The sequence below is a fragment of the Burkholderia sp. 9777_1386 genome, from assembly GCF_015712265.1.
GTDB classification, from domain to species: Bacteria; Pseudomonadota; Gammaproteobacteria; order Burkholderiales; family Burkholderiaceae; genus Burkholderia; species Burkholderia cenocepacia.
In genome coordinates, this window is sequence record NZ_JACCQB010000003.1 from 117267 (window position 1) to 142806 (window position 25540).

23 protein-coding genes and 3 pseudogenes are annotated in these 25540 nt (G+C 61.6%); 13 read left to right on the top strand and 13 right to left on the bottom strand.

Annotated features, from left to right (window positions below; translation table 11 throughout):
• Positions 1–36: 36 nt before the first annotated feature.
• From H0X91_RS04290 to H0X91_RS04300, 3 genes are all read left to right on the top strand, one after another.
• Entirely contained in the window at positions 37–561 is a 525-nt protein-coding gene (locus tag H0X91_RS04290; RefSeq protein ID WP_006478410.1) for a gamma carbonic anhydrase family protein, read from the top strand.
• Between the two features lie 25 nt (positions 562–586).
• The gene (hslO, locus tag H0X91_RS04295) at positions 587–1537 is read left to right on the top strand and encodes an Hsp33 family molecular chaperone HslO (protein WP_006485303.1); all 951 of its coding nucleotides are present in this window, start codon (positions 587–589) and stop codon (positions 1535–1537) included.
• Between the two features lie 137 nt (positions 1538–1674).
• Positions 1675–2028, top strand: coding sequence for a hypothetical protein (locus H0X91_RS04300; protein ID WP_196432827.1), 354 nt, complete (start codon positions 1675–1677; stop codon positions 2026–2028).
• Positions 2029–2120: 92 nt separating this feature from the next.
• Here the strand turns inward: H0X91_RS04300 and ftsB are convergent, their stop codons facing one another.
• The 6 genes and pseudogenes from ftsB to H0X91_RS04330 all read right to left on the bottom strand — a co-directional run.
• Positions 2121–2546 (bottom strand): cell division protein FtsB, encoded by a 426-nt coding sequence (ftsB, locus tag H0X91_RS04305; RefSeq protein ID WP_006485304.1) that lies wholly within the window; start codon positions 2544–2546, stop codon positions 2121–2123.
• 81 nt (positions 2547–2627) lie between these two features.
• Positions 2628–3911, bottom strand: coding sequence for a phosphopyruvate hydratase (gene eno, locus H0X91_RS04310; RefSeq protein ID WP_006478406.1), 1284 nt, complete (start codon positions 3909–3911; stop codon positions 2628–2630).
• A gap of 106 nt (positions 3912–4017) precedes the next feature.
• Positions 4018–4872: a 3-deoxy-8-phosphooctulonate synthase gene (gene kdsA / locus H0X91_RS04315; RefSeq protein WP_006485302.1), complete on the bottom strand. Its 855-nt coding sequence runs from the start codon at positions 4870–4872 to the stop codon at positions 4018–4020.
• Entirely contained in the window at positions 4869–6527 is a 1659-nt protein-coding gene (locus H0X91_RS04320) for a CTP synthase (protein WP_006478404.1), read from the bottom strand. The genes kdsA and H0X91_RS04320 overlap by 4 nt, the downstream gene beginning before the upstream one ends.
• Positions 6528–6706: 179 nt before the next feature.
• Positions 6707–7552: an alpha/beta fold hydrolase gene (locus tag H0X91_RS04325; RefSeq protein ID WP_006493957.1), complete on the bottom strand. Its 846-nt coding sequence runs from the start codon at positions 7550–7552 to the stop codon at positions 6707–6709.
• A gap of 228 nt (positions 7553–7780) precedes the next feature.
• Positions 7781–7966: pseudogene (locus tag H0X91_RS04330) on the bottom strand (hypothetical protein); the annotation flags it as partial.
• Positions 7967–8248: 282 nt separating this feature from the next.
• Between H0X91_RS04330 and H0X91_RS04335 the strand changes: the two are divergent.
• Positions 8249–9364, top strand: coding sequence for a protein kinase family protein (locus H0X91_RS04335; protein ID WP_196432828.1), 1116 nt, complete (start codon positions 8249–8251; stop codon positions 9362–9364).
• Here the strand turns inward: H0X91_RS04335 and H0X91_RS04340 are convergent.
• Positions 9361–10017 (bottom strand): Shedu anti-phage system protein SduA domain-containing protein, encoded by a 657-nt coding sequence (locus H0X91_RS04340; RefSeq protein ID WP_196432829.1) that lies wholly within the window; start codon positions 10015–10017, stop codon positions 9361–9363. The genes H0X91_RS04335 and H0X91_RS04340 overlap by 4 nt on opposite strands.
• A gap of 198 nt (positions 10018–10215) precedes the next feature.
• Positions 10216–10590, bottom strand: coding sequence for a helix-turn-helix domain-containing protein (locus tag H0X91_RS04345; RefSeq protein ID WP_196432830.1), 375 nt, complete (start codon positions 10588–10590; stop codon positions 10216–10218).
• A gap of 215 nt (positions 10591–10805) precedes the next feature.
• Here H0X91_RS04345 and H0X91_RS34935 point away from each other — a divergent pair.
• From H0X91_RS34935 to H0X91_RS04375, 7 genes and pseudogenes are all read left to right on the top strand, one after another.
• Positions 10806–11015, top strand: a pseudogene (locus H0X91_RS34935) (EexN family lipoprotein); the annotation flags it as partial.
• A 36-nt stretch (positions 11016–11051) separates the two neighbouring features.
• Positions 11052–11369, top strand: a pseudogene (gene gspG / locus H0X91_RS04350) (type II secretion system major pseudopilin GspG); the annotation flags it as partial.
• A 265-nt stretch (positions 11370–11634) separates the two neighbouring features.
• A complete protein-coding gene (locus H0X91_RS04355) occupies positions 11635–12153 on the top strand; it encodes a hypothetical protein (protein WP_196432831.1) in 519 nt (172 codons plus the stop codon).
• 613 nt (positions 12154–12766) lie between these two features.
• Positions 12767–13816, top strand: coding sequence for a hypothetical protein (locus tag H0X91_RS04360; RefSeq protein WP_196432832.1), 1050 nt, complete (start codon positions 12767–12769; stop codon positions 13814–13816).
• Entirely contained in the window at positions 13813–14013 is a 201-nt protein-coding gene (locus tag H0X91_RS04365) for a hypothetical protein (protein WP_196432833.1), read from the top strand. Before H0X91_RS04360 ends, H0X91_RS04365 begins: the two co-directional genes overlap by 4 nt.
• Positions 14010–14345, top strand: coding sequence for a hypothetical protein (locus H0X91_RS04370; RefSeq protein ID WP_196432834.1), 336 nt, complete (start codon positions 14010–14012; stop codon positions 14343–14345). The genes H0X91_RS04365 and H0X91_RS04370 overlap by 4 nt, the downstream gene beginning before the upstream one ends.
• A 436-nt stretch (positions 14346–14781) precedes the next feature.
• The gene (locus H0X91_RS04375; protein ID WP_196432835.1) at positions 14782–15384 is read left to right on the top strand and encodes a recombinase family protein; all 603 of its coding nucleotides are present in this window, start codon (positions 14782–14784) and stop codon (positions 15382–15384) included.
• A 291-nt stretch (positions 15385–15675) separates the two neighbouring features.
• Here the strand turns inward: H0X91_RS04375 and H0X91_RS04380 are convergent, their stop codons facing one another.
• Positions 15676–17442, bottom strand: coding sequence for a hypothetical protein (locus tag H0X91_RS04380; RefSeq protein WP_196432836.1), 1767 nt, complete (start codon positions 17440–17442; stop codon positions 15676–15678).
• A gap of 571 nt (positions 17443–18013) precedes the next feature.
• Here H0X91_RS04380 and H0X91_RS04385 point away from each other — a divergent pair.
• A complete protein-coding gene (locus H0X91_RS04385) occupies positions 18014–19060 on the top strand; it encodes a tyrosine-type recombinase/integrase (protein ID WP_196432837.1) in 1047 nt (348 codons plus the stop codon).
• An 11-nt stretch (positions 19061–19071) separates the two neighbouring features.
• On the opposite strand, the gene H0X91_RS04390 is transcribed toward H0X91_RS04385, so the two are convergent.
• The 4 genes from H0X91_RS04390 to H0X91_RS04405 form a co-directional block, all read right to left on the bottom strand.
• Entirely contained in the window at positions 19072–21387 is a 2316-nt protein-coding gene (locus H0X91_RS04390; protein WP_230877886.1) for a DNA internalization-related competence protein ComEC/Rec2, read from the bottom strand.
• A gap of 56 nt (positions 21388–21443) precedes the next feature.
• The gene (locus tag H0X91_RS04395; protein WP_006498624.1) at positions 21444–22232 is read right to left on the bottom strand and encodes a TatD family hydrolase; all 789 of its coding nucleotides are present in this window, start codon (positions 22230–22232) and stop codon (positions 21444–21446) included.
• 67 nt (positions 22233–22299) lie between these two features.
• Complete coding sequence (lolD, locus tag H0X91_RS04400; protein ID WP_077175848.1) at positions 22300–23058, bottom strand: lipoprotein-releasing ABC transporter ATP-binding protein LolD; 759 nt, start codon at positions 23056–23058, stop codon at positions 22300–22302.
• A complete protein-coding gene (locus H0X91_RS04405; protein ID WP_006483000.1) occupies positions 23051–24304 on the bottom strand; it encodes a lipoprotein-releasing ABC transporter permease subunit in 1254 nt (417 codons plus the stop codon). Before H0X91_RS04405 ends, lolD begins: the two co-directional genes overlap by 8 nt.
• 149 nt (positions 24305–24453) lie before the next feature.
• Here H0X91_RS04405 and H0X91_RS04410 point away from each other — a divergent pair, with 149 nt between their 5' ends.
• Positions 24454–25530: a hypothetical protein gene (locus H0X91_RS04410; protein ID WP_058901603.1), complete on the top strand. Its 1077-nt coding sequence runs from the start codon at positions 24454–24456 to the stop codon at positions 25528–25530.
• The last annotated feature ends 10 nt before the right edge of the window (positions 25531–25540 follow it).

Sequence of the window (25540 nt, forward strand, 5' to 3'; positions counted from 1 at the left end):
TACCGACGCCCATCATCGAAGAGACAAGGAGACTCCGTGACGATCTACAAGCTGGGCGAGACGGCCCCGACGATCCACGAAAGCGTATTCGTCGCCGACACGGCGGCCATCATCGGCAAGGTCGTGCTCGAGGAAAACGCGAGCGTGTGGTTCGGCGCGACGATTCGCGGCGACAACGAGACGATTACGGTCGGCGCGGGCAGCAACGTCCAGGAAGGCGCGGTCCTGCATACCGACCCGGGCTTTCCGCTGACGATTGCCGAGAACGTGACGATCGGGCACCAGGCCATGCTGCACGGCTGCACGATCGGCGAAGGTTCGCTGATCGGGATTCAGGCGGTGGTCTTGAATGGCGCGGTCATCGGCCGCAACTGTCTGGTGGGTGCCGGCGCGGTCGTGACGGAAGGCAAGACGTTCCCGGACAACTCGCTGATTCTCGGCGCACCGGCAAAAGTCGTGCGCGAGCTGTCGGCGGAAGACGTCGCGCGGCTGCGCGCCAACGCGAAGACCTATGTCGAGCGACGCGCGCATTTCAAGGAGCAACTCGTGCGGATCGGGTGATTCGCACGGATTTCAAGGAAGAAGAGTGAGCGACCAGTTACAGAAATTCATGTTCAATGCGGCGCCCGTGCGCGGCGAGATCGTTTCGCTGCGCAACACGTGGCAGGAAGTGCTCGCCCGCCGCGACTACCCTGCCCCGGTGCGCACGGTGCTCGGCGAGATGATGGCCGCGTGCGCGCTGCTGTCCGCGAACCTGAAATTTCACGGCACCCTGATCATGCAGATCTTCGGCGACGGGCCGGTCCAGATGCTGGTCGTCCAGTGCGGGTCCGATCTGTCGATGCGGGCCACCGCGAAGTTCTCCGGCGACGCCGCGCAGACGATCGGCGACGACACGAGCTTCGCGGCGCTCGTCAACGCAAGCGGCCACGGCCGCTGCGTGATCACGCTCGATCCGGCCGACAAGCTGCCGGGCCAGCAGCCGTACCAGGGCATCGTGCCGCTGAACGGCGTCGACGGCCCGCTCGAATCGGTGTCGCAGGTACTCGAGCACTACATGCACCACTCGGAGCAGCTCGACACGCGGCTGTGGCTCGCGGCCGATCGCGACCGCGCGGTCGGCATGCTGCTGCAGAAGCTGCCTGGCGACGGCGGCATCGTGCCGCGCAACGCCGAAACCGATATCGACACGTGGGAACGCGTGTGCACGCTCGGCGGCACGCTGTCCGCGAAGGAGCTGCTCGAGGTCGAACCGGAAGTCGTGTTCCGCCGGCTGTTCTGGCAGGAAAACGTGCAGCACTTCGAACCGGCCGGCACGCGTTTCCAGTGTTCGTGCTCGCGCGAGAAGGTCGGCGCGATGCTGCGCATGCTCGGTCGTGAGGAAGTCGACAGCGTGATCGTCGAGCGCGGCCACGTCGAGATCCACTGCGAGTTCTGCAACCAGCGCTACGAATTCGATCCGGTCGACGTCGCGCAGCTGTTCGCGGCGCCCGGTGTCGAGACCGGCATCGCGCCCGCGACCGACCAGCGTCACTGAGCCGCGCGCCCGTGCCCGCCGCCGGCGCGGCACGGGCGCATAATGACGCACGAGCGCCGCACGCGCGGCTCCGGCGCCGGAGGCCCGACCTTCGGCACGAGCCGTTTTCCACGGCCGGCGCGCTGCAGGAGAAACACATGAGTCACCTCCGCCCCTTTGGCACCCTCCGCACCATCGCCCTGGCGAGCATGGCCGCCGGCACGCTCGCGCTTGCCGGCTGCGCGATGCCGCCGCCGACCTCCACGATCCTGAGCCGCCTGCCCGAGCCGGGCGCGTCGGGCGGCCAGCCGCCCGTGCTGTCGAGCGCCGAACGCAAGCGCTACGACGAGATCGACCAGCAGGTCCTGCGCGAGCAGAACAGCGCAATGGCAGCCGAAGCGGCCGCGCGCGCGTGGGCCTATTACTCGCCGCCGCCCGTGACGGTCTACGGCGGATGGGGCAATCGCTGGGGCACGGGCGTCAGTTACGGCTACCCGGGCTGGTGGTGGTGAGCAGCAGGCGTCGCCCGATCGATTGACGACTCGCAGGAAATAAAAAAGCGCGGCATTTCCCGCGCTTTTTCAATGGGTTCGAGGTATCGCGCTCAGTGATGCGCCGCCTTGCCCTTGTCGCCGCCGTGATGCCGCGACGGCTTCGCGATCGACTGCGGATTCGGCACGACCCGCACCGGCGCCGCGGACACAGCGCCGCGCGTCGACGTATTCGACGGCGTGTTGTTCACCGGCCCCGCAGGCGCATTCGGCGACACGAACTGCACGAACACTTCGCCGTCCTTCACCATGCCCATCTCGTAGCGCGCACGCTCCTCGATCGCCGCGGTGCCGCTCTGCAGATCCTGCACTTCGCCGGCCGTGCGCTCGTTGCGCAGCTTCTCGTCCGCGTTCTTCTGAAGCTGGTCGTCGAGCTGCTGACGCAATTCATGCACCCGCAGCCAGCCGCCGTGTCCCCACCATAGGGGGTACTGAATGAGCGCCAGCAAGGCAATCAGGACGACAGTGACAAGCCGCATGTAAGAGACGCAGATATAAGAAGCGCCGCTCCGCGCACAGGCACAGAGCGGCGTCGAGATGACGAACCCGATAGTAGCGCGTTAGCGCAGGTTATAGAAAGCCGATTTGCCCGGGTAGCTTGCGATGTCGCCGAGATCTTCCTCGATGCGCAGCAGCTGGTTGTACTTCGAGATACGGTCGCTGCGCGACAGCGAACCCGTCTTGATCTGACCGGCGTTCAGGCCGACCGCGATGTCCGCGATCGTCGAATCTTCCGTTTCGCCCGAACGGTGCGAGATCACGGCCGTGTAACCCGCGCGCTTCGCCATTTCGATTGCCGCGAACGTTTCGGTCAGCGTACCGATCTGGTTGATCTTGATGAGGATCGAGTTCGCGATGCCCTTCTCGATGCCTTCCTTCAGGATGCGCGTGTTGGTGACGAACAGGTCGTCGCCGACCAGCTGCACCTTCTTGCCGAGGCGGTCGGTCAGCAGCTTCCAGCCGTCCCAGTCGCTTTCGTGCATGCCGTCCTCGATCGACACGATCGGGAACTTGTCGGCGAGCGTCGCGAGGTAGTCGGTGAATTCGGCCGACGACAGTTGCAGGCCTTCGCCCGCGAGCTGGTACTTGCCGTCGTGGTAGAACTCGGATGCCGCGCAGTCGAGCGCGAGCAGCACGTCTTCGCCCGCACGGTAGCCGGCCTTCTCGATCGCCTGCAGGATCGTCGACAGGCATTCGTCGTTGCTGCCGAAGTTCGGTGCGAAACCGCCTTCGTCGCCGACGGCCGTGCTCATGCCGCGATCGCTCAGGATCTTCTTCAGCGCGTGGAACACTTCCGCGCCGCAACGCAGCGCTTCACGGAACGTCGGCTGGCTGACCGGAACGATCATGAATTCCTGGATGTCCAGGCTGTTGTTCGCGTGCGCGCCGCCGTTGACGATGTTCATCATCGGCACCGGCAGTTGCATCGCGCCCGAACCGCCGAAGTAGCGGTACAGCGGCAGGCCGGCCTCTTCGGCGGCCGCCTTCGCGACGGCCATCGACACGGCCAGCATCGCGTTCGCGCCGAGGCGCGACTTGTTGTCGGTGCCGTCCAGCTCGAGCAGCGTCTTGTCGAGGAACGCCTGTTCCGACGCGTCGAGGCCCATGATGGCTTCGGAGATTTCGGTGTTGATGTGCTCGACCGCCTTCAGCACGCCCTTGCCGTTGTAGCGGCCGGCTTCGCCGTCGCGCAGTTCGATCGCTTCACGCGAGCCGGTGGACGCGCCCGACGGCACCGCCGCGCGGCCCATCGTGCCCGATTCGAGCAGCACGTCGCATTCGACGGTGGGGTTGCCGCGCGAATCCAGAATCTCGCGGCCGATGATATCTACGATTGCACTCATGGGTTTCCTCTGAGAATGACGATGGATTCTTCAAACTGCGACGGCGTGCGTGCCGGAACCGCTTTCGCTACAGACGCGCGAAGCCGTCGCAAGGTTCATTCGATCTTTAATTGAAATCGTTTTCCAGGAACGGATTGCGCTTCACCGCCTGGTCGAGCGTGACGAGGGTCTCCAGCAACGCGCCCATCCGGTTCAGCGGCACCGCATTCGGGCCGTCCGACTTCGCCTCGGCCGGATTCGGATGCGTTTCCATGAAGAGGCCCGCGACGCCCGTCGCGACCGCCGCACGGGCGAGCACCGGCACGAATTCGCGTTGGCCGCCCGAGCTCGTGCCCTGCCCGCCCGGCAATTGCACCGAGTGGGTCGCATCGAACACGACCGGCGCGTTCGTCTCGCGCATGATCGCGAGCGAACGCATGTCCGACACGAGATTGTTGTAGCCGAACGAGACGCCGCGCTCGCACGCCATGAAACGGTCTTCCGACAGACCGGCTTCACGTGCGGCGTCGCGCGCCTTGTCGATCACGTTCTTCATGTCGTGCGGCGCGAGGAACTGGCCCTTCTTGATGTTGACCGGCTTGCCCGAGCGCGCGCACGCATGGATGAAGTCGGTCTGGCGGCACAGGAACGCCGGCGTCTGCAGCACGTCGACGACCGACGCGACCTGCTCGATCTCGTCGATCGAATGCACGTCGGTCAGCACCGGCAGGCCGAGCTGGCGCTTCACCTCGGACAGGATCCGCAGGCCCTCGTCCATTCCGAGGCCGCGAAACGACTTGCCCGAGCTGCGGTTTGCCTTGTCGTAGGACGACTTGTAGATGAACGGAACGTTCAGCTTCTCGCAGATCTCCTTCAGGCGGCCCGCCGTGTCGATCGTCATTTGCTCCGATTCGACGACGCAGGTCCCCGCGATCAGGAAGAACGGCTGGTCGAGACCGACCTCGAAATCGCACAGCTTCATGCTTGCACTCCGCGCGCTTGCTTGTTGGCGAGCGCGGCTTCGACGAACGACTTGAACAGGGGATGGCCGTCACGCGGCGTGGACGTGAATTCCGGGTGGAACTGGACGCCGACGAACCACGGGTGCATCGAACGCGGCAGCTCCATCATTTCCGGCAGATCCTCGCTCGGGGTACGGGCGCTGATGATAAGGCCGCCGGCTTCGAGCTGGGGCACGAAGCGGTTATTGACTTCATAACGGTGGCGATGGCGCTCGTTCACGTCCTTGCCGTAGATTTCTTCCGCCATCGTGCCCGGCTTGATCGGGCAGCGCTGCGAACCGAGGCGCATCGTGCCGCCGAGGTCGGATTCCTCGGTGCGCGTCTCGACCTTGCCTTCGCGGTCGTACCATTCGGTGATCAGCGCGACCACGCGCTCCGGCGTGTCCGGATCGAATTCCGTGCTGTTCGCCTGCTTCAGGCCGACGACGTCGCGCGCGAATTCGATCACCGCGAGCTGCATGCCGAGGCAGATGCCGAGGTACGGCACCTTCGACTCGCGCGCGTAGCGAACCGCGGCGATCTTGCCTTCCGTGCCGCGACGGCCGAAACCGCCCGGCACCAGCACGGCGTCGAGATGCTTGAGGCTGTCGACACCGTTCGTCTCGAGCTCTTCCGAGTCGATGTATTCGATGTTGACCTTGGTCGACGTGTGGATCGACGCATGACGCAGCGCCTCGATCAGCGACTTGTACGACTCGGTCAGGTCGACGTACTTGCCGACCATGCCGATCGTCACTTCCTGCTTCGGGTTCTCGAGCTTCTCGACGAGCGCCGACCACATGCTCAGGTCGGCGTCCTTCGGCGACAGCTTCAGCTCTTCGCAGATGATCCGGTCGAGGCCCTGGTCGTGCAGCATCTGCGGAATCTTGTAGATGCTGTCGGCGTCCCACACCGAGATCACGGCGTCTTCGGGCACGTTCGAGAACATCGAGATCTTCTTCGATTCGTCGTCGGGGATGCGGCGATCCGCACGGCACAGCAGCACGTGCGGCAGGATGCCGATCTCGCGCAGCTTCTGCACGCTGTGCTGGGTCGGCTTCGTCTTCAGCTCGCCGGCCGTCGCGACGTACGGCACGAGCGTCAGGTGCACGAAGCACGCGCTGTTGCGGCCGAGGCGCAGGCTCATCTGGCGCGCGGCCTCGAGGAACGGCAGCGACTCGATGTCGCCGACCGTGCCACCGATCTCGACGATCGCGACGTCCGGCTCGCCGCAGGTGGCCGATGCCGCCCCGCGCTCGATGAACGCCTGGATTTCGTTCGTGATGTGCGGAATCACCTGCACGGTCTTGCCGAGATAGTCGCCGCGGCGTTCCTTGCGGATCACCGATTCGTAGATCTGGCCGGTCGTGAAGTTGTTGGCCTTGCGCATCTTCGTGCTGATGAAGCGCTCATAGTGGCCGAGGTCGAGGTCGGTCTCCGCTCCGTCTTCCGTCACGAACACTTCGCCGTGCTGGAACGGGCTCATCGTGCCGGGGTCGACGTTGATGTAGGGATCGAGTTTGAGGAGGGTGACTTTCAGACCGCGCGATTCGAGGATCGCGGCGAGGGAAGCGGCGGCAATACCCTTGCCAAGGGAAGAAACTACGCCGCCGGTGACGAAAACATATTTGGTCATCGCTGGATGCTCGCGGGAAAAACGGATTATACCGTAAAGCCCGCCCTTCTCTCAGCAATTGACGTGATGATCGCGCCCTTTCGTGCAGACCCGCGCCGGCCGTGCGCGGCGGCGCGAACCGGCCGCCCGGTCGCGCCGCGCGCATGCGCCGACAAGCGTTCCGGCCGGCCGACGAAACGTCAGGCGCGCTTCGCGAGCGGCGCGCCGGCCTGCGAAACGCCGCCCTCGTCGGCCTTCAGCGAATTCAGCATCCGCTGCAATGCGCGGGCGGTCTCGATCGGCCGCTCCATCGGGAACAGGTGGCTGCCCTCGAGCCATTCGATGCGCCCCCGCGTCGCGCGGCGCGTCGCATCGAGCCCGACCTGCCGCACCTCGCGCGAGCGCGTGCCCGCGAGAAAGCCGAGCGGCACCGGCGCGCCGTGCGCGAGCCGCGGGCCGAGCGTGTGCGGCAGCGTCCGGTAGATCAGGTATTCGACCTGCCGGTCGAACGCGAGCGCGCGCTCGCCGTCGGCGCCGGCCTGCGGGATTCCGTAGTCGATATAGTCGGCCAGCATCCGCTCGTCCCAGCGCGCGAACGCGGGCTTCTCGCGGAAATGCCGCCAGACTTCGTCGCGGCTCGTCCAGCGCGTGCGCCGGTTGCGCGTCGCCGCGGCCGGCGACAGCCGCTCGTCGAGCCCCGCCCACTGGCTCGCGCGCAGCGCGCCGGCACGCCAGCCCGCGATGATCGGCGAATCGATCATCACGACGCCGCGCACCCACTGCGGCTTCTTCAGCGCGGCCATCAGCGACAGGTAGCCGCCGAGCGAATGGCCGACGAGCCAGACCGGGCGCTCGTAGCGGCGGCCGATGTCGTCGAGCAGTTGTTCGACGAGATGCGGCCAGTCGCGCGTCACCGGGTAGCGGCGATCGTGGCCGATCCGTTCGATGTAGCGCAGCTCGTAGTCGTCGGCCAGTTCGGCGAAGATCGTCCGGTACGTCGACGCCGGGAAGCCGTTCGCATGCGAGAAGTGGAGGATGTCCTTCAAACGCCGATGTCTCCTTTGTCGACGGGAGTTAGCGCTTTAGCGGTTACTCCCGTCCCATGCTTCGCGGACGACGGGAATCGGGCTTCAGCACTTGCTCCCGTCTTATGCTTCGTGGTCGACTGGCGTTGGCGCCTCGGCTCTCACGCCAGTCCCATGCTTCGTACTCCGTCGGCACCACGCACGGCACGCCGGCCCCGAGTTCTCTATCCTGATCGCCGGCCTTCGCGCTCACCGGTCCATCCAGTAGCGGCGCCGCTCGTCGCGATAGCGCGCGAATCCGAACCCGCCGCCGGCCGGCGCGACGTCGAACCGCACGGCGCCGTCGCGATCGGTACGCGGCAGCGGAATCCCGCGCGCCTCGTAGCGGGCCAGCACGGTCCGGTGCGGATGCCCGAAACGATTGCGATAGCCTACCCTACATATGCTTCAGAAGCAGCACGCAAGTGCATGATTTTTAAATAAAAGTTTCGCGCCGGTCAAACCCGAAACTTCGATCACTACCAGACTTTTAGAGGTTTTGTGATGTTTGTACTATATGGAAGGTCACAAGCTGGTCACAAGGTGTGCACACTCTAAGATCACACCAGTTGCGCCCAGTCCTGGGATAAGGAGCAGACAGGTACGCAATCTGACACATTAGGGCCAAAGCGACAGATAATACTCGGTCAACGCATGCACTGTCGCAGGGTACGGTCGATGAATAACCAAGTAATCAAATTTGTTCGACAGAAGGATTTCGTGTTGGAGAAACGCCTTGGTCAAGGCGCAACGGGCAACACCGTTCTACTCCACGACCCGGTTATCAACGAACGCTTTGCCTGCAAAAAATATGCCCCCGCAAACCCGAAGCATGCCACGAAATTTTTTGAGTCATTCGTTCGAGAAATAAAACTCCTTCACTTAATCAACCACCCAAACATAGTACGGGTATTCAATTATTATCTATTTCCCGAACAATCAACCGGCTACATCCTCATGGAGTATGCCGACGGTCAATCAATTGATTTCTGGCTTTTCATTAACCCAGAAACAATAAGCGACATTTTTGCACAAACAATTAATGGCTTCGCGTACCTGGAAGAGAACGGAATACTCCATCGCGACATTCGGGATAGCAACATTCTTGTCACCGAGAACGGCACCGTAAAAATCATTGACTTCGGATTTGGAAAACAGGCCACCAAGCCCGAAAATTACGACAAGAGTATATCGCTAAATTGGTGGTGCGATCTTCCGAACGAGTTCAAGAATTCAATCTACGATTTCCGAACCGAAGTATACTTTGTCGGAAAGTTATTTGAAAAATTGATCGCGGATTACGAGATTGAAGATTTCGAACACGCCGACCTTCTCGACAGAATGTGCAAAATAGAACCGGAAAATCGAATCGCCTCATTTTCAGAAGTCAGAAGAACCATCCTAACCGCCGATTTTGGAGCCAGCTTCACGCACAGTGAAAAAGACACGTATAGGACGTTTGCCGACGGCTTATCATCGATCGTTAGCTCGATAGAAGAAGACTCAAAGTATCACACCATGCCATCAACGATTCTTACGAGCTTAGAAACAGCGTATAAGAAGGTTATGCTGGAAGATACAGTGCCTGACCCGGCGCTAATTTCACGCTGCTTCGTCAACGGCGGATACAAATACATCAAATCCTATAAATTTCAAGTGAACAATCTGAAGAGATTTATCGATATGTTCAGAAAATGTTCGTCAGAAAAACAAGGAATTATCATTGCCAATTTGCATGCACGCCTCGACGCGAAAACGCGATATCCATCAAGCTCAGACGATATTCCATTTTAGCGCTCCGTCATTCTCCTATGCTCCTTTAGGCTATCGACACGACCAGCGATAGATTCGAGAAGGTAGTCGAAAGTGTGGATTTCGATCTTCGTATCGCGCCCCATTTGCCGACGAAGCCGCCGCGTATCTTCGGATTCAGTTGCCCGTCGCCCCATGATGATCAATCCCGCCACATCCGGATGGATTTCGGTGAGCCCAAGTCCATCTTCGCTCCTATCTCGCGCAGCGTAATTTTGATTCGCTGCGAGCCACATGCGCCAGTCCTGTATCTGACGAATCGCGTGAGTCAACGCAGAGGATGGATTACCCGCCTTCGTGAACATCTTCGCCAACGGACTCTCCAATTCCACCGCTTGCCAGCGGAATCCCATCGAATCCCTTTCTCCGATCATAAAGTCCGTTACATGTTCGGCGCCAAGGCGTTGCTTCGGAATAATCCAACGCCCATGCCCCCCACCAAGATGTTGAATCAGGTATTTGGGGTTGGCCTGAAGGAACTGCTGGATATCTTCTTCGCGCTCCGCCGAATCCAGCGCTTCACGCAACGCGTCGATGTCGGACTCGCCCACCGTATCCCAACGGCTATAGAAATCGCGCAAAGGATCGCGCGCGCGTATTTCCTCCCAAACCTCTGAGGCCGGCCTCAGTTTCATTGAAATACCCCCGGGTAGAACACTATGGTCAGCAGCACTGTACTACTAGATTGGAACCTCCCTTAGATTCCTTCTCAAGCCTCAACGACAGACGCGCCGTCTCCCCACTCCGCTGAAGTTGGCAGCCGTGCATGAGCTACCCCGCTCACATCTCGCCCTCGTGCTTCGCACCGGAATCACCGAGTTGTTTGCGGCACGCTATCGTTTAGCCGTCCCCGGCTTGGCTTTTGCAAGGCGCTCACACATCGCCGCAACCCATTCGCGGACAAACTCTCGATCTCCATGCGAGAGATTTCCCATCAGGGCCGTAATGTCACGGGCCGGATCGAGCGAACGCCCTTCTCCACCGGCAATCAGCGTCTCGGGCGGCACACGATAGATCCCGGCAAGCTCAAACAAACGGAACAGTGGGGGCGCGGTATGGCCGCGCTCAAACCGACTGATCGTTTCCGTGTTCACCCCCAGCGCTTCCGATACCTGCTCTTGGGTCAACTCCGCATCGAGTCGCGCGCGGGCTAATGCCTGACCGATCCGCTTTGCGAACGCTTCTTCCTGAGTCGCGGATGCTCTCATATCAACACTCCGTGTCGAAAACCACAAAATTTCGACACCGATAGTGACTCGATCACCCTGTGCGAGATAACATCCTGAAATGTTGCTATCGACATTGTGTGTTGATATCGATCGCAAAGCATCAGTCTGGGGATGCCGGGAACGGCAGATGAACAAAAACTCTTGCGCACGCGCAGCTTCGTTCGATACGAGCGCCACGCAAAACGGGGAACAATATGCAGCGAAGAACGAAAAATACGATCCGTGCACTCTGGCTACTGCCGCTCGCCGTAGCGCTTACAGCCTGTAAACCCGCAACGAAAGTCGCCGATCTAGATCGCGTCTACAACGTAGACGAATTCACCCAGGATATTGGTCTACGACAGCGGGCGCTGTCCGCCTGTAGCACAAACCCGGGCGAACTGCGAACCGATCCGAACTGCGTGAACGCAACTGCATCGCACGTTGGTGCTGCTGCCGAAGTGGATCGTACGTACCAAATCAGGCGGATCGCGGCCGCGCAAGATGTGGCAGTTATCACGACCGCGCTGATGCTTTACCGGCTCGACAACGGTGCGTATCCGACGCAAGCACAGGGGCTGCGAGCACTTATCGAGAAGCCGACCACAGAGCCGATTCCCGTGAACTGGAAGAAAAGCGGCTATCTGACGCACCTCCCTAACGATCCGTGGGGTAAGCCGTACCAGTTTATGAATCCGGGCAGGCACGGCGAAATCGACGCGTACAGCTTCGGCCCTGATTCCGACAGTAAATACGAACTCGCCATCGGCTCGTGGCAGAACGACGTAGAAGCCATTCGAAAAACCTACACCGAGAAAGGCACGTTCAACACATCCGACCAATGAAGCGAGAAGCAACCAGCGTCAGCATTTCAAGCTCGCAGGTCTCGCAATCGTTCCGATCGGTCAGTCGATCGTGGCAAGGAATTTGCGACGGAAACACCTCAGGCAAACACCAAGGACAATCTTCAAAAATTGCGAGCCAGTGCCTCCGTCGCGTCACTCAACGATTTCGCAGACCACCACCCGAATCAGCAAAAACATTATGAAAAACTCCACGAAGGCTTTCGCCCGCATCCTAGTTGCTATGGCGGCGACGGGTGCGCCCGTCGCCCACGCAATGAGTTCCGCTGATAATGCCGCTATGGCTGAAGCCATACAGATGTCAGTCAAGGAAAAGCTTGTAAAGTGCGGCCAACCGAACCGCGCATTCATGAAGCTGGTTCACAACTCGACTTCCACATCTTACTATGAATTAGCCGACCTTAAATTTGTCAATTTCGTTGGAAGTGAGCACAAAATTTCACTAGCAGAGTCTCTAAATGGGAACCCCCTCGAATATAGCGGGACAGTACAAATTGAGTCTCCAGCATATCGGGAATACCTGATCGGCTATAGCAACCAATGGCTAAACTGGATCGAAGGACATTTTGCCACGATTCAAATCGAAAAGCGATCAGGAAAATGGAGTGCAAAAGTGGTCAGCGGACCAGATACTAGTGGGGAATATTCGGAGTATTCTGAACTCACATGCGGCGAGATACCCGCGATGCCTACCAATTGAGTACTCCGCCGTTCGCCGCTCTCTCGTCAGGAGCACGGCATTTCGCACGATGCAAAAGCGAAAATCATGGCGACTTTGGGGGTTACCGGCGCCCCCAAGGGGCACGCGCACGGGTTACATTAGCTCTGCACAACGACCACCGCCATATGACAACACATTGATCTAAAAAGACAAAGACCATACGTAAATCAGTCTGACTCCCCATCTGAGGGGGCGCCTCTCCTGAAACGCATTCCACGCCTTGATCGCATCCGCGCTACGCGCACAGCGCGAGCAAGGCGCGAATGCCGCTGCATCGGTGGTATGACGTTACTTGTTACCCATTCGATCCCGAACCCAGGCCTGAACGTGGTCACGCCTGCATCTAACCGGCGTGCAGCGCAATGCGATGCGATGCCATCGTTAAAATCGTTCGCATGCGGCGGTGCGGAACGCTTCACACACCGCAAATAGTCAGTCCACGAAAATTAGACTCTCAGAGTCCCCAAAATTCAGGATAGGTCTACATTTTCAGACCCAGAAAAAAATCCTCGTTCGAATCCAGAGAAATTCCGTGCGGCTCCGTAAATAGCCGTCGAGGGAATTTCCCCGGATACGAAAATGAGGAAATAAAATGGAAGCATGTTTTAAGCCAGTGCTCGACCACCTTTCTGCGTTGTTGCCCATCGCCGAGCGCGCGAACCCGCGAGATCATGACCGCATGATTGCGCCGTTGCTCGCCAATGCAGAAACGCTGAGAGAAACAGGAACACTGGAAAAGATAGTCAGCGGGAGGCGCGGTTACCTGTACGCGTACAGTGTGGAAGTAGGCAACCGTGACCACAGCCCGATCATTCGGATTGGCTCGCCGCGCCCCGCCGAGTGTCACGGCGCGCTCTCATTCAGCCTGAATCCGTCCAAATATTCGCTTGCCGAGCTTGAGCGATTCCACAGCACTTTGGAGCGTGTCATTGGCGATGGCGAACAATGCGCCACACTCCTCCGTCGCGCGATGCTTCAATCGCTGCACTCGGCTGTAGATATCCCTGGCCTTGAAATCGACAAGCTTGTGGTGGAGAGCAAGTACGCCCGGAAATTCGAGACATATTCAGTTGCGGGTGGGACGGATATCCCTGGACGCGTCACAGGCATGTACTTCAACGCGCTCGGGTCGGATGCCCGGACGTGCATCTATTCGAAGGATGATGAGCAGCGTTACCGTCTGGTCGAGGCGATGAAGGGCGCGAAGACCGAGCGGGAGGAGAACCGCATTATCTGCATGATGACGAACGCTCTGAACGGCAAGCCGGTGACGCGCATTGAATGCCGCTGGCACAAGCTTTCTTCGGTGCCCCTGTACCTCGCACACACGATCCCTAACCGGTTCGACTATCTGAGCTACTACCACATCAATCCTGACCATCCTAAGCCGTTGACGCGCTTCGAGGCGAAGGCATTCATTGAACTGGTGCGCAAGGACGGCCTTGAAAGGACGCTGGCGGACTTGCGATCTGATCGCGAGACATTAACGCTATCGCGTCGTGCTGAGCGTCTATGGAAGGATTCCGCAGTCAAGCTGTACGACGCCGACCGTGCATTCAATCAGACCATCGACGCATTGAAGGCTCTACCCTTCTTCCCTACCGAAGCATTCGAAAACCTCGACCTGGGAGTCACTAAATGAACATCACCCAATCTGTGAACGAAGCAATCGAAACAAAAGCGTACAAGAACGATTCTCAACTCAATGTTCTTATTTCTAAAGACGAGCTATTGGCATTCAAGGCGTACGCCAAAGCCAACGGCACGGACGCATCTAAGATGACGCGCGCGTTTATTCAAGCCGTTCTGAAGCACGTAAAGCGGGAGGTCAAAGCATGAGTTACGCCACACTCGACAATATCTTGCTTGATCAAGAGACCCTTGAGGAATTCGAAGCGCTGGCGCGGTCGCGCGGTATATCGCCACAGGTACTAGCCCGCCACGTCATCACCGACGCCGTGAACCCGCGATCACCGAAGCCAGACCTAGACAAGTTCGTACCGCGCCACCGTGCGACGCGCACCCGTTCGGGCGAGCGCCCGTCGCGCCCTCGTCGCTGGACGTTTGATGACCTGGACGACGAACGGGACACGTTGCCAATGCCCCCCGATCCCGACGACGAGCCAGCATCCGAACGCCTCGCGCGTCGCGTTCGATTGCTGCCCCTGTAACAGCCCGCAAGTGATACGCCACCGAGGACAGTACATACCGTCAGCAAGCCCGCCAAGGGACAGTATTCGAGCCGGAATACCCTCCGCTCAAAGCTTCGTCCCTGTAACGGGCGAGTAGATACTTTTAGCCTCTAAAAATAGATACAAAATCTTTCGCGAATCCGTGAAAAACGGCCCTGTCTGCCGGTCGCCCCACGAAGACCCTAAACTCTTACGAAAATCCTACAAAAACCTTCGCCCCGCCCTGCCGGCGGGCTTTTTCGGGTTTTCTCCCTTTTCCACGAAAACCTACGAAAACCCTTCATAAACTATAGTTCCTTTTGGGTATACCCAACCGGCACCCGCAAAACACATCCGATTTTGGTGTCAATAGGATTGACCGGTCAATGACACCATGCCACAATTTGACACGACACTCTATTGACACCAAAACACAATGTCACAGACGTTCTACTATGGCCGCATTTCCACCGTTGACGGCCAAACCATCGTCACCCAGACCGATGAGGCACAAGCCCTAAATGTCGATCCGGCCAACGTGTTCATTGACGAAGGCGTAAGCGGATACCACATCCCACCGCTCGACCGCGAGCAATGGACTAACCTTGAGCGCTGCCTTCGCGCTGGCGATGTGCTGGTGGTTCGCTGGCTCGACCGTATCAGCCGCCGCTACGATGAGTTGCACACGACCATGCGCCGCCTCATGGACAAAGGCGTGTTGGTTCGTTGTACGCTCAACGGCATGACATTTGATGGCCGAGCTACTGACGCAATTGCGAAAGCAACCAGAGACGCGGTGCTGGCGTTCATGGCGGCACAAGGAGAAGCCGACTACCTCAACCGACGCGAAATGCAGGCCAAAGGCATCGCGCACGCCAAGACCGCAGGAAAGTACAAGGGCCGATCCAAGACAATCGACGATGCAGCTTTGGCGCAAGCGGTGGCGAACGGCGCGACGTGGGCGCAAGTCATGGCAGAGTATGACGTGAGCAAATCCGCAGTCGCGCGAGCCGTGCGAGCCGCCAAGCAAGCGGCCTAACACAGCCAGTGCGCCTGAACTCGGATATACAAACACGACGCAGGGATATCCAAAAAATTCTGGATGCCGTGCCGGGGGGTATCTTTGTACCTCCCCTAGTCGACTGCGAGCGCAAGAATCTTTGCCTAAGTCAGCTACAATTAGCTTATCCCGAGAGACAGCCGCCCATCTCGACTCAGCCAAGAGTGCTCACGATCGGTCGGGCGCACGGCACGGACTGAATGCTCAAGCTAAGCCAACAGTGGACGTGAACGTTGCTTCAGCAAAGGGGATGCAGAACTTCGACGGTGCTCATTGCCGTTCCTTTTGCCCAAACAGCAACCAGCCAATCGTCCAGACCGATTCCCCAAAATTGTGAATGAGCTGTTCACCCTGCCGCAGGAATGAGCCGCTTTCATCAATTCCGGCAAGCTTGAGCGCATCCGCAATTTTTGACCCGGTTGGGTGCGCGTCACCAACTCGCATTTCATATGCGCCAACAATAGGACCAAGTACCCGACGCGCTTTGTCTTCTCCGATCTTCTGAGCCAAAACATCTTGAAGAAGTTTGTTCGACCCAAGCTTATCCTTCTCCGCATGAGTCGAAAGCTTGCGAAGGTCGCGAACATTGATTCGATCCGAGAAAACGCGAATGATTTCCTTCGCCAACCTCAGCAGTGAGGGCTGATCCTTGCTTGAGAAGCGTGATATTTGCAGCATCGCAGCGCTGTCATCGATTTCGTGCGTAAACAGCGAGACACCAAGCTCTTCGCGGAAGCCGCCTTCAAGCAATCGCATACTTGCGAAAAAGAGTTCTTCGACCGCATGTGTAGATGCTGGTTCGGCCCTGACTTGTGCTGCCAGCAATTCGTTTGACACTTTTCCGTCTGGAACAATATTGTGTGCGGCCCAGACATGCTGCTCCCACGCGGCAAGGCGAGCGACATCATAGGCGTAGACCGTTACCAGGTCCGACGAGTTGACGCCGAAATGTGTTGCGTATTCAGATGTGGAACAGATCGCGCCGGTTTCTGCCGTGTACCACTTGAGTGAAAACCCACGATGACCGAGAAGGTCGCTAATGACACTCGGGCGGAACCAGAGCCAACGCCCAATATCTTCATTATCCAGCGCGGAAGACGCCATTCGCGTTCCGTCGGTCTCAACGATGAACTGAGGCAGCGTCTGGTCTGCATCTCCTCTAACACGCAGGCTTCGTTGTTGATGCTCGACCCACTCCTCTCGCCAAAACTCACCCTCTACACGAACACCGCCATAGCCATCGTACTTCCCGCTCGATTTTTCGTATGCAGTGTTGCCATCGCTTTCCGGTCCCATGACAGGCGCATCTTCGTCCTCATCTACATCTGTTCTCCATGCTCGGAACGATGCCCATGTTCCGCCAAAGACGTCTTCGAGGCTACGAATCAGCAGTTTATAGCGCCCTCCATCGCGCTGTTCCTCACGACTCGCCAAGCCCTCGTATTCGCTGTCAACAAGACTAGCAACGTTCTCAACTCGTTGCCGGTAGTAGGAGAGGCGCAATGAAAGACCCCGAGCCGCCAGGTAGTCCATCAGAAACTCTCGCTTCATTTCAATGAGGCGATGATTCCCCTTTTCATCAACAACCTCACGAGCGACAACGACGAAGTCCTCTTCTGGCCGTACCCAGTTATTGCCTTCTTTTATTAGGCGGAGTGCGACAACCATGTCGGGATTCAGGATCCATTGCGTGCCGCCTACTACGGGCTGATCGTGCTCAAAAACAAGTTCAACGCCGATCGGCTCTTTGTCGTTACGTTGGTACTGATCGATAGGCGAGTAGTGCCCATCGTCGTAGGCGTAAGGTCGCGCACGGTGACCGATTCCAAGATCGGACCAACCCAGGTTTTCAGCGATTTCCCGGTTTTCTGGTGGGAATGCGACCGATCCACAGCCAAAGTACTCGCTTACATAGCCGACCTCTTTGACTGCTGCCGCCCCCTGTTCTTCATCGCGAGACGCTCGCAACGGCACCCACGTGGCATTGGCGAAGAGTCGGCGAGTTTCCCTCGTCTGGAGGATCCAATCTTGATTCATATCCAGCCATCCCCTATCGGCATTCACTTTGTTGTAATTCAGAACGCGTACGCAGCGTAGGCTGCACTAGCTCGCAAGCCATATTGGCGTTGCAGCCCAAGTTAGCCGAGCCTTGCACAAGGATACACCACCGCCCACCAAAGGGGCACTGCAACTCGAAATAACCAGCGAGCTTTTCTTGTTGGCCGAATACAACGATTAGTCTTAATAATGAGCCAGTCTGAAAATATAAACCATTGATTTAAAAGAAGGTACACAATGTCAGACTAAATATAATTTGAAACAGATGCCGTTTGTTAATAACCTTTCGCCATTCAATTCAACACCGGTCAGAAATGATAGAAACAATCGGAACTTCCGCCCGCGAGCACGACACATCACCCAGAAAAGCACTTAGCTTGAAGGAAGCAGCCGCCCTACTTGGCGTCTCATACGCGACTATCTACGCCCATAAGGTAGGTATGGGTTTCTTCCAGATTGGCAGGCAATGGCGCATCTGGCCTGAGAAACTGAAAACCATAACAGAGTATAATTCGTGTCGACCGGCGCGAACGGAACCAAAGGAGAAGCAATGCCCCTCCGTAAGCGCAATGGCTCGGACATCTGGCACATTGACATCCGGTCGCCAGGTGGCGAGCGAGTTAGACGATCTACTGGCACGGCCAACAAAAAGGAGGCTGAAGAGTATCACGACAGGCTGAAGGCGGAATTGTGGCGCGTCGCAAGGCTTGGAGAAAAATCCAGGCGCTCATGGGATGAAACTGCACTGCGAATGCTGAAAGAGTCAACGCACCTTAGATCGTATGTGAATATTGAAATCCATATTCGGTATTTTCGGCGGCATTTTTCAGGTCGATTGTTGGATTCGATTACGCGCGACGAAATCTACGATGCACTGCCTCAATGGAGCGCACGCACGAAAGCTCCAAAACCGCTGTCCGCCAAATCGAAGAATCTGTATCTCAGTACGATGCGGCACTTATTCAATCTGGCGATCAAGTGGGAGTGGTTAGACCGTGCACCAATCCTCGAATCAGCAAAGGCGGCAGATAAGCGAATCCGATGGATCACGCGTGAGGAAGCTCAGAGGCTGATTGCGGCAATCAGTACCGAATGGCTACGTGACGTTGCAACTCTGGGTTTCGCAACCGGTCTGCGGCGCGCCAATCTGCTCGGTTTGGAATGGTCGCAAGTTGATTTGGTGAACCGGCGCGCGTGGATTCACCCCGATCAAGCGAAGGCGCGCAGACCTATCGGCGTGCCGCTGAATGACGAAGCAGTAGAAGTCATTCGACGCTGGATCGGTCGGCACCCTACGCATGTATTCTCGCGGCGCGGGAAGGTCATTCCGAACGTGACTAGCGAGCAATGGAAGCGGCAATGCGTGCGTGCTGGCATCGAGAATTTCAGGTTTCACGATATCCGGCACACTTGGGCAAGCTGGCACGTTCAGGCGGGTACGCCGCTGAATCGACTTATGGAAATGGGCGGATGGTCGAAGTATGAGCACGTTTTGCGGTACGCGCACCTTGCGCCCGACCATCTGGCGCAGCATGCTGATGCGGTCACAATCTGGTCACAAGACGGAGCACAGCAGCCGCAAAACCTTGCTGCATAAGGCTATCAGGGTCAATATTTGCGGTAGCCTACAGGAAATACCGCGACGCGCGGCCCGACCGAATCGAGGAAAGGCTCCATCGACGACGTGCGACTGCCGTGGTGCGGAACGACCAGGATCTGCGCGGCCAGCGCATCGCGCGCATCGGCCACCAGCCGGCGCTCGGCGCCGGCCTCGATGTCGCCCGTCAGCAGTGCCGACGTGCCGCCCGCGTCGATGCGCAGCACGCACGACTGCCCGTTCGACGAACCCGCGCTCCGGCCGCCCGGCGGCCACAACATCGTGAAGGCGACGCCGTCCCAGGTCCAGCGCTGCCCGGCCGCGCACGGCAGCCGATCGGCCACGCCGGCGGCCTGCGCGTCGCGCCACAGCCGGCTCTTCGGCGCAATGCCGGCCAGCAACTGGCGCACGTCGGCCGCCGCATAAACCGCCGCCGCGCCGCCCGCATGATCGGCATCCGCATGACTGAGCACGAGCGAATCGATCGTCGAGATGCCGCGCGCCCGCAACGCCGGCGCGACGATCCGCGTACCGGCGTGGGACGATTCCGCACCCGGGCCCGCATCGAACAGCAAGGTCCGCCGCGCGGTTTCGACCAGCACCGCCGCGCCCTGCCCCACGTCGAGCACGGTCATCCGGAAGCCGCCGGGCGGTGGCGCATCGGGCGCAGGCGCGACGAGCGGTAGCCACGTGAGCGGCGCCGCCCAGCGCAACGGCCAGCCGCGCGGCATCAGCACCCACGCGACGCCCACGCATGCGAGCGCCAGCACCGGCCAGTCGGGCATGCGCAGCCAGAACACGCCGGCCGGCCAGTCGGCCAGGTGCCCGAGCAGCGTCATCATCGGTTCGAGCGCCGCATGCGCAAGCCGGAAGGCCGCCGCGTCGAGCGGCGGCGGCAACGCGATGCCGGCCAGCACGACCGGCGTCACGACCGAGCTGACCCACGGAATCGCGAACGCATTGCCGAACGGGCCCGACAGCGAAACCTGCGCGAACCACGCGGCGGTGAGCGGCGCGAGCCCGATCGTCACCGCGTACTGCACGCGCGTCGCGTCGGCGAGGCGGCGTCCGCAGCGCGTCGTCCACGCGCGCAACCGGCTCCGCCAATCGGCCGCGCCGCCTTCCATGCCGGCTTCGTCGGCTTCACGCACCGCGCGCCAGCCGGCGACGGCCAGCAAGATCACGGCGACCGCGCCGAACGACAGCCAGAAGCCGGCCGACAGCACGGCCCACGGATCGGCGAGCAACACGCCGCCGAGCGCCGCGCAGAGCACCGCGGACGTCGGCACGCTGCGGCCGGCCAGATACGCGATGCCGCCGCCGGCGATCATCCACCACGCGCGCTGCGCCGGCACGTTGAAACCGGCGAGCGCCGCGTAGCCCGCCGCGGCGACCAACGCGGCGAGCGCGGCCGCATACGGCGCCGGCAGCACGAGCGTCGCGGCCCGCCCGCGCCAGCGCACGCGGCGCCAGACCATCGATACGAGCCAGCCGGCGAGCGCGCCGACCAGCCCGACGTGGAGACCGGAAATCGCGACCAGGTGGCTCGTGCCCGTGTTGCGCAGTACGCGCCAGTCATCCTCGCCGATGCCCGACTGCTCGCCGATCGCCAGCGCGGCGACGATGCCGCGATGCGCCGCATCGGTACCGAGCACCTCGCCGATGCGCGTGCGCAGCGCGTCGCGCACCCGGTCGATCGACGCGCGCCATCCCGAGGCGCGTGCGTCGAGCAATGCCGCCCGACGCGGCGCACTGACATAGCCGATCGCACGAATGCCCGCGGCGAGCCACGCCGCCTCGCTGTCGCGCACACCCGGATTGGCCTCGGCATGCGGACGCTTGAGACGCACGACGAAACGCCAGCGCTGGGCCGCCCGCCAATCGGGAAGCGCGTCGCGTGGCGCGGCTGCGCCATACGCGCGCCACGACAACCGGATCAATGGCGGAAAACGCGCGAGCCCCGCATCGTTCGATTCGACCGCGAACAGCAGTCGCGCGCCTGTCTCGTCAACGACGGGCAGCCCGCGGATCACCCCCGTGACAACGATGTCGCGCCCTTCCCATTCCGCCGGCAGGTTGTCGCTCAGGCGCCATTCCGCTCGCGCGGCCGCATAGCCGAACCCCGCGACGCAGGCCGCGAGCGCCCACAGCATCCATCCGCATGCAGCGACCGCACGCGTGCGCCTTCGACGCACGCACCACGCGCCCAGCACCGCGCAGCCCGCGAGCACGGCTGCTCCGACCGTCCATGCGACCGCCCCCGGCAACGCCGCCTGCCGCTGCAGCACGACGACGCCGAGCGCGAACGCGATCCACACCACGCGCATTCCGCCTCCTCGTCGACCCGGCGCCACCCTGCCAACAAGGTGCCTTCCGGCAACGATTATGCGGACGAAAGTGCGAGTCGCGGCAGCGCGGCGAGCGCGTTAGCCGAAGTGCAGACGGCCAATTCGCCAGTATCGAGGCCGCGCAATTCGGCGAGCACGACGCCGATGCGCGGCACCTGGTCGGGCGTATTGCGGGATTTGTATGCCCATTCGGGCGCGATGTCAGGCGCGTCGGTCTCGACGACGAGCGCGTCGAGCGGCAACTCGGTGGCGAGCCGGCGAATCTGCCGCGCGCGCGTGAAGGTCACGTTGCCGCCGAAGCCGAGATGCAGTCCCTGCGCCAGATACGCTTCGGCCTGCTGGAAACTGCCGTTGAACGCATGCGCGATGCCACGCCGCACGCCGAAACGGCGCAGCCCGGCCAGCACGCGGTCCTGCGACTTGCGCACGTGGCACAACACCGGCAAGTCGAATTCCCGCGCCAGCCTGAGCTGGCCCTGGTAGAAGAACTGCTGCCGGTCTTCGTCGAGCCCCGGCACGAAATAGTCGAGCCCGATCTCGCCGATCGCGACGAAACGCGGATCGTCGAGGCTCGCCTCGATCTCCATGCGCAGTCGATCGAGGTCGGCATCGCGCGCCTGCGGCGTGTACATCGGATGAATGCCGAGCGCATAGACGGCGCCCGGCGTGCGCTGCGCGAGTTCGCGCACCGTCGTGAAGTTGTCGCGCCCGATGCTCGGGATCACGATGCGCGACACGCCGGCCGCGCGCGCAGCCTGCGCGATCGCGTCGCGGTCGGCGTCGAACTCGGCGGCATCGAGATGGCAGTGCGTGTCGATCCACATGGCAGCAGTCCCGCGCCCTTGCGCCGTGCCGGACGAACCGGCGGCCGGCCCAAAAGGCGCTGCTTTTTTACACCGGCAGCGCCGGCTCCTCGTGCAGCACGCCGTCGCGCAACCGCATGATGCGGTCGCAGCGCGCGGCGAGATCGGGATCGTGCGTGACGATCACGAAACTCGTTTCGAGCGTCTCGGACAGTTCGAGCATCAGGTTGAACACCGTGTCGGCCGTCGTGCCGTCGAGGTTGCCGGTCGGCTCGTCGGCGAGCACGCACGCGGGCTTCGTGACCAGCGCGCGCGCGATCGCGACGCGCTGCCGCTCGCCGCCCGACAGCTCGCCCGGCCGGTGCTTCGCACGCGGGCCGAGACCGACGCGTTCGAGCATCGCCTGTGCCTGCGCGCGCGCGTCCTCGGTCGTCATCCGGCGGATGCGCAGCGGCATCGCGACGTTGTCCAGCGCGGTGAACTCGGGCAGCAGGTGATGGAACTGGTAGACGAAGCCGAGCGCGCGGTTGCGCAGCTCGTTGCGCTCGCGCTCGGCGAGCTGCGTAAACGGCTTGCCGAGCAGCGACACTTCGCCGGCGCTCGGCTCGTCGAGCCCGCCCAGCACGTGCAGCAGCGTGCTCTTGCCGGAGCCCGACGCGCCGACGACCGCGAGCTTCTCGCCGCGCCGCACCGTCAGCTCGGTGTTGTTGAGCACCTGCACGTTGAAGCCGCCCTGCACGAACGCCTTCGTGATCCCGCGCGCCTGAAGCACGTATTCCTGCATACCTGCCGAATCCTGTCTGTTGTGTTGTCGTGAATCCGCGAATGCGGTCGCGCGGTCATTCATAGCGGAGCGCCTCCGCCGGCTTCACCTTCGCGCCGCGCCAGCTCGGATAGAGCGTCGCGACGGCCGACAGCGCGAACGCGATCAGCCCGATCCGGATCACGTCGCTCGCGACGAGTTCGGACGGCAGCTCGCTGATGAAGTACACCGACGGCGGCAGGAACTGCACGCCGAACAGGTGCTCGATCATCGGAATCAGCCACGGGATGCTCCACGCGATCAGGCAACCGAGCGCGACGCCCGACGCCGTGCCGACGAAGCCGATCGTCACGCCCTGCACGACGAAGATCTTCATGATCGACCCCGGCTGCGCGCCGAGCGTGCGCAGGATCGCGATGTCGGCCTGCTTGTTGGTCACGGTCATCACGAGCGACGACACGAGGTTGAACGCGGCCACCGCGATGATCAGCGTGAGGATGATGAACATCATCCGCTTCTCGATCTGCACGGCCGAGAACCACGTCTTGTTCTGCTGGGTCCAGTCACGGATGTACAGGCTGCCCGACAGCGTATGCGACAGCTCGACCGCGACCTGCGGCGCCTTCTGCATGTCGGTGAGCCGCAGCCGCACGCCGGTCGGCGCGCTCATCCGGAACAGCGCCTCGGCGTCGCGGATGTTGATCATCGCGAGCGTGCTGTCGTATTCGTAGTGGCCCGATTCGAACACGCCGACGACCGTGAACTGCTTCAGCCGCGGCATCATGCCGGCCGGCGTGATCGAGCCTTCGGGCGCGACGAGCGTGACCTTGTCGCCGACCGTCACGCCGAGGTTGCCGGCGAGCGCGTCGCCGAGCACGATGCCGAACTGGCCCGGCACGAGCGCGCCGAGCTGGCCGGCCTTCATGTCCTTGCCGATGTCGGACACCTGCGGCTCGAGCGACGGCTCGACGCCGCGCAGCATCACGCCGCTCACCGCGTCCTGGCGCGTGAGCAGCGCCTGCGCGTCGACGTACGGCGCCGCGCCGATCACCGACGGATTGCGGCGCGCTTCCTGCGCGGTCAGTTGCCAGTCGGGCATCGAGCCCGTCGGCGAGAACACCTCGACGTGCGCGAGCACCGACAGCATGCGGTCGCGCACTTCCTTCTGGAAGCCGTTCATCACCGACAGCACGACGATCAGCGCCGCGACGCCGAGCGCGATCCCGAGCATCGAGACGAGCGCGATGAAGGAAATGAAGCCGTTGCCGGTCGTGCGTTTGCCGGCGCGCGTGTAGCGCCAGCCGATCTGCCATTCGTACGGAAGTTTCAAGCGAATCCTTTCTGCTGGTTACGGCGGGAAGCGCGCCGCGGCCGGACCGCCGCCGGGTGGCGGCCGGCAGCCCGGGCACGGTCGAAAAACGGCCGCCGGACGCGATCGGGCCGTCAGCCGGCCCGATCACGCGCGCAGTTTGCCATACAATGCGCACCATCATGCACGACCGACGCCTCCATTTTCTCGTTCCGTTCGCGCTGCCGTCGGCGGCCGATGCGGCCTCGTCCCTGCACACGCTGGACAGCCCCGCGCTCCAGAAGTTGCTCGCCCGCGCGAGCCTCGTCGAGCGCGTGGCCGGCGAGGACTTCCAGCGCACGCTGCCGCACGAGCGCTGGCTGGCGAGCCGGTTCGGCGCCACCCACGGCAACGCCGCGGACGAGGCGCCGCTCGCGCCCTACATGCTGCTGGCCGACGGTGGCGATCCCGGCACGCACGCATGGGCGTGCGTCGAGCCCGTGCACGTCGAAATCGCGCACGATCACCTGGTGCTCGTCGATCCGGCCGCCCTCGCGCTCGACGACGGCGACGCGGCCGCGCTGCTCGCGGTCGCGCGGCCGCTGATCGAGGAGCTCGGCGTGCGGCTCGAAGCGCCGAACCCGGCGCGCTGGTATCTGTCGAGCGACCAGCTCGCGCGCCTCGCCGGCGCCGCGCCGCTGCGCGCCAGCGGCCGCAACATCGAGATCTGGCTGCCGCACGAGGCGCATACGGGCGAGCGCTCGCGGATGTGGATGAAACTGCAGAACGAAGTGCAGATGGCGTGGTTCCAGCATCCGGTCAACGAAGCCCGCGAGGCGCGTGGGCTGCCGGCCGTCAATTCGATCTGGTTCCATGCGCAAGGCACGCTGAAGCCGGTCGGCAAGCCGTTCGCGCGCGTGCTGTCCGCGTCGCCCGCCGCGCTCGGCCTCGCACGCGCCGCGCAAACCGAAGCCGCCCGCCCGCCCGCGACGTTCGGCGCGCTGCCGGCCACTGATGGCGCGACGCTCGTCGAGCTGCCGGCGCTGACCACCCCGTTCATCGAGCAGGACTGGGCGCGCTGGCACGACCGGCTCGCCGCGCTCGAGCGCGACTGGTTCGCGCCGGCGCTCGCCGCGCTGCAGAACGGCGAGCTGGCGGCCGTCGATGTCACGCTGTGCGGCGACACGAGCTCCGTGACGCTGCACGCGACGCGCGGCGACCTGCGCAAGTTCTGGCGCCGCCGCGCGCTCGCCTCCCTGTTCGAATAACCAGCAGACC

What these genes read in the sequence shown, in the direction of transcription:
- H0X91_RS04340 (WP_196432829.1), bottom strand. Translation starts at nt 10,017, where the DNA reads ATGAAACTGAGGCCGGCCTCAGAGGTTTGGGAGGAAATACGCGCGCGC.
- lolD (WP_077175848.1), bottom strand. Translation starts at nt 23,058, where the DNA reads ATGAATGACCGCGCGACCGCATTCGCGGATTCACGACAACACAACAGA.
- H0X91_RS04410 (WP_058901603.1), top strand. Translation starts at nt 24,454, where the DNA reads ATGCGCACCATCATGCACGACCGACGCCTCCATTTTCTCGTTCCGTTC.
- H0X91_RS04385 (WP_196432837.1), top strand. Translation starts at nt 18,014, where the DNA reads ATGCCCCTCCGTAAGCGCAATGGCTCGGACATCTGGCACATTGACATC.
- H0X91_RS04300 (WP_196432827.1), top strand. Translation starts at nt 1,675, where the DNA reads ATGAGTCACCTCCGCCCCTTTGGCACCCTCCGCACCATCGCCCTGGCG.
- kdsA (WP_006485302.1), bottom strand. Translation starts at nt 4,872, where the DNA reads ATGAAGCTGTGCGATTTCGAGGTCGGTCTCGACCAGCCGTTCTTCCTG.
- H0X91_RS04375 (WP_196432835.1), top strand. Translation starts at nt 14,782, where the DNA reads ATGTCACAGACGTTCTACTATGGCCGCATTTCCACCGTTGACGGCCAA.
- H0X91_RS04335 (WP_196432828.1), top strand. Translation starts at nt 8,249, where the DNA reads ATGAATAACCAAGTAATCAAATTTGTTCGACAGAAGGATTTCGTGTTG.
- eno (WP_006478406.1), bottom strand. Translation starts at nt 3,911, where the DNA reads ATGAGTGCAATCGTAGATATCATCGGCCGCGAGATTCTGGATTCGCGC.
- H0X91_RS04395 (WP_006498624.1), bottom strand. Translation starts at nt 22,232, where the DNA reads ATGTGGATCGACACGCACTGCCATCTCGATGCCGCCGAGTTCGACGCC.
- H0X91_RS04365 (WP_196432833.1), top strand. Translation starts at nt 13,813, where the DNA reads ATGAACATCACCCAATCTGTGAACGAAGCAATCGAAACAAAAGCGTAC.
- H0X91_RS04355 (WP_196432831.1), top strand. Translation starts at nt 11,635, where the DNA reads ATGAAAAACTCCACGAAGGCTTTCGCCCGCATCCTAGTTGCTATGGCG.
- H0X91_RS04320 (WP_006478404.1), bottom strand. Translation starts at nt 6,527, where the DNA reads ATGACCAAATATGTTTTCGTCACCGGCGGCGTAGTTTCTTCCCTTGGC.
- H0X91_RS04390 (WP_230877886.1), bottom strand. Translation starts at nt 21,387, where the DNA reads ATGCGCGTGGTGTGGATCGCGTTCGCGCTCGGCGTCGTCGTGCTGCAG.
- ftsB (WP_006485304.1), bottom strand. Translation starts at nt 2,546, where the DNA reads ATGCGGCTTGTCACTGTCGTCCTGATTGCCTTGCTGGCGCTCATTCAG.
- H0X91_RS04370 (WP_196432834.1), top strand. Translation starts at nt 14,010, where the DNA reads ATGAGTTACGCCACACTCGACAATATCTTGCTTGATCAAGAGACCCTT.
- H0X91_RS04345 (WP_196432830.1), bottom strand. Translation starts at nt 10,590, where the DNA reads ATGAGAGCATCCGCGACTCAGGAAGAAGCGTTCGCAAAGCGGATCGGT.
- H0X91_RS04380 (WP_196432836.1), bottom strand. Translation starts at nt 17,442, where the DNA reads ATGAATCAAGATTGGATCCTCCAGACGAGGGAAACTCGCCGACTCTTC.
- H0X91_RS04360 (WP_196432832.1), top strand. Translation starts at nt 12,767, where the DNA reads ATGGAAGCATGTTTTAAGCCAGTGCTCGACCACCTTTCTGCGTTGTTG.